This window comes from Chitinimonas sp. (assembly GCF_036568685.1).
Lineage (GTDB): Bacteria > Pseudomonadota > Gammaproteobacteria > Burkholderiales > Chitinimonadaceae > Chitinimonas.
Window position 1 is genome coordinate 1 of record NZ_DATCSC010000155.1, and the last position, 2,667, is coordinate 2,667.

Sequence of the window (2,667 nt, forward strand, 5' to 3'; positions counted from 1 at the left end):
GGCTTCGGCCTCGCTATTGCCCAGGCGATGTTCGTTGCGGATATTCAGCCACAGGGCGACAGCTTCCGGCGTACCGAGGCGAGCCTGGCGGGCCAGCAGTACCCGCGTGCTTTCGAACTCACCGCGGGCATAGGCCAGCTGAGCCAAGCCCAGCAAGGTGTCTGCGTTATCCGGCTGGGTGCGATCGGCCTTGCGCAAATAGTCCTCAGCCTGCTTCAGGTCTCCGACCTTGATGGCACACAGGCCGCCCTGCTGCAGGGAACGCTCCGGGCGCTCATAAAGTGCATTCTTCAGCGCAGCGGCGAAGTAACGCAGCGATTCGGCGGCACGGTCGCGCTTGTTGCACAGGAACCAACCGTAGTTGTGGTTGATGTCGGGATCGTTGGCATCGATGTCGAGCGCGCGACGGAAGCTCTTGTCCGCACTGTCGAGTTCCTTGAGGTCGGTGTAGACCAGGCCCTGGACGTTGTAGGCCATGGCGTAGTCCGGCTTGGCCTGGAGCGCATTCTTCAGCTCTTCCAGCGCCACGCCGTACTGGCCGCGGGTGTAGTAGTTGGCTGCAAGCTGGGTGCGAAGGCTGGCGACTCTGGTGCGAGGGTCCTGCTCTTCCGCCCGTACAAAGCCGAGCGACATAACGAACAGCAAAACAGCAATCAACCCCTGCTTCATGCCCTATTCCCTCACCAATTGAATGGTCTTCGTGGTCTTACCCTCTGCAGCCAGCCGGAGGGTGCGCTTGGTTTTGTCCTTGACCTGCCCTGCCAGCTGCCCGCAAGCGGCATCGATATCGTCACCGCGGGTCTTGCGCACAGTGACGACATAACCCGCCTGGATCAAGTGATCGCGGAAGCGGCGGATGGCGTCAGGTTTGGAACGGCCATATCCCGAATTCGGGAAAGGGTTGAAAGGTATCAGATTGAACTTGCATGGCACATCCTTGACGAGTGCCACCAGTTGTTTTGCATGCTCGAACGTGTCGTTGACACCATCGAGCATGACGTATTCAAAGGTGATGAAATCCCGCGGCGCCTTCTCCAGATAACGCAGGCAGGCTGCCATCAGTTCCTTGAGCGGGTATTTCTTGTTGATCGGCACGATCTCGTCGCGCAGCGCATCGTTGGGCGCATGCAGCGAGACTGCCAAGGCCACCGGGCAGGCTTCGCGCAGTCGGTCCATCTGCGGCACGAGACCCGAGGTCGACAGCGTAACGCGGCGACGGCTCAGGCCGTAGGCATGATCATCCAGCATCAGCCGCATGGCTGCGACGACATTGTCGAAGTTGGCCAGGGGCTCGCCCATGCCCATCATCACGACATTGGAGACGATGCGGTCGCCCTTGGGATCACGCCCTAGCGCCTTGTTGGCCCACCACAGCTGACCAATGATCTCGGCCGTGCTGAGATTACGGTTAAAACCCTGCCGCCCAGTCGAGCAGAAGGTGCACTCCAAGGCACAGCCCACCTGGCTCGACACGCACAGGGTGCCACGGTCGTCTTCGGGTATGAACACCGCTTCGACGCCGTTGCCGGTTCCGACGTCCAGCAACCACTTGCGGGTGCCGTCCTCGGACTTTTGTTCCATCATCAAGCTGGGCGGCACGATGATTGCATCGGCCGCCAGCTTTTCGCGGGTGACCTTGGCGATGTCCGTCATGGCATTGAAATCCGACTCACCAAAGTGGTGAATCCAGCGCATGAGCTGCTTTGCGCGAAACGGCTTCTCACCGCGTTCCGCGAGGAATTCGGCAAAGCGTTGCGCATCGAAATCGAGCAGGTTGACGGACATGGCCTTGGTCCTACGCTAGACCGCTGCTTAGCGGCCGTAAACTTCAGAAGCGGCGAAGAAGTAGGCGATTTCGATCGCTGCGTTCTCGGCGCTGTCGGAGCCGTGTACGGCATTGGCATCGATCGAATCAGCGAAGTCGGCGCGGATGGTGCCCTTCTCTGCCTTCTTCGGATCGGTCGCACCCATCAGGTCACGGTTCTTGGCGATGGCGCCTTCACCTTCCAGAGCCTGGATGATGACGGGACCGGACACCATGAAGTCCACCAGATCCTTGAAGAAAGGACGCTCTTTGTGCACGGCGTAGAAGCCTTCGGCCTCAGCGCGCGACAGGTGCTTCATCTTGGCAGCAATGACCTTCAGGCCGGCGTTTTCGAAACGGGTATAGATCTGGCCGATCACGTTCTTGGCAACGGCATCGGGCTTGATGATGGAAAGGGTACGTTCAATCGCCATGAGTAAACTCCAAAAAATCGTAAAGTAGACAGAGTGGAAAACAAAAAAGTTTTAAGCTGCAAGCCCGCTCGCATCGCGTCCACGCGGCTTGTCGGCGTAAAAATGACCGAATATTCTACCAGCTTTGCCGCCGCGACGCGCAAAAGCCATACCAGCGCGTTAAAACATTCAAAACCAGGGAGCGCCGCAGAGCGGCGAACAAGCAATTGAGCGCGATCCGCCCCAGCCCCAACCGCCCTGCCAATCAGACCACGCCCGAAGAGCATGATGAACAGAGCGAAATACGCCAAAGGCTTATGCAACGCCTGGCGATCGCCATCTGCCTGATCATCGGCGTCGCCATTGCCATTACCCTGCTCAACCGGCTGGAGAGTGAACCCAAGCTGGAGGTTGAGGGTCCCAATATCAACCCGCTGCAGGCCGAAACCC

General features: G+C 59.1%; 4 protein-coding genes. 1 reads left to right on the forward strand and 3 read right to left on the reverse strand.

Annotation, left to right across the window (positions count from 1 at the left end; genetic code table 11):
- The 3 genes from pilW to ndk form a co-directional block, all read right to left on the reverse strand.
- A partial coding sequence (gene pilW / locus VIM95_RS22865; protein WP_331990375.1) for a type IV pilus biogenesis/stability protein PilW occupies window positions 1–669 on the reverse strand: 669 nt, incomplete at its 3' end.
- 3 nt (window positions 670–672) lie between these two features.
- Window positions 673–1,785 (reverse strand): 23S rRNA (adenine(2503)-C(2))-methyltransferase RlmN, encoded by a 1,113-nt coding sequence (rlmN, locus tag VIM95_RS22870; protein WP_331990377.1) that lies wholly within the window; start codon window positions 1,783–1,785, stop codon window positions 673–675.
- A gap of 27 nt (window positions 1,786–1,812) precedes the next feature.
- The gene (gene ndk / locus VIM95_RS22875) at window positions 1,813–2,238 is read right to left on the reverse strand and encodes a nucleoside-diphosphate kinase (protein ID WP_331990379.1); all 426 of its coding nucleotides are present in this window, start codon (window positions 2,236–2,238) and stop codon (window positions 1,813–1,815) included.
- A gap of 206 nt (window positions 2,239–2,444) precedes the next feature.
- On the opposite strand from ndk, the gene VIM95_RS22880 reads away from it, so the two are divergent.
- On the forward strand, window positions 2,445–2,667 hold a 223-nt coding region (locus VIM95_RS22880), incomplete at its 3' end, for a hypothetical protein (protein ID WP_331990381.1).

Coding starts and splice junctions, on each gene's coding strand:
- ndk (WP_331990379.1), bottom strand. CDS start 2,238: ATGGCGATTGAACGTACCCTTTCCATCATCAAGCCCGATGCCGTTGCC.
- rlmN (WP_331990377.1), bottom strand. CDS start 1,785: ATGTCCGTCAACCTGCTCGATTTCGATGCGCAACGCTTTGCCGAATTC.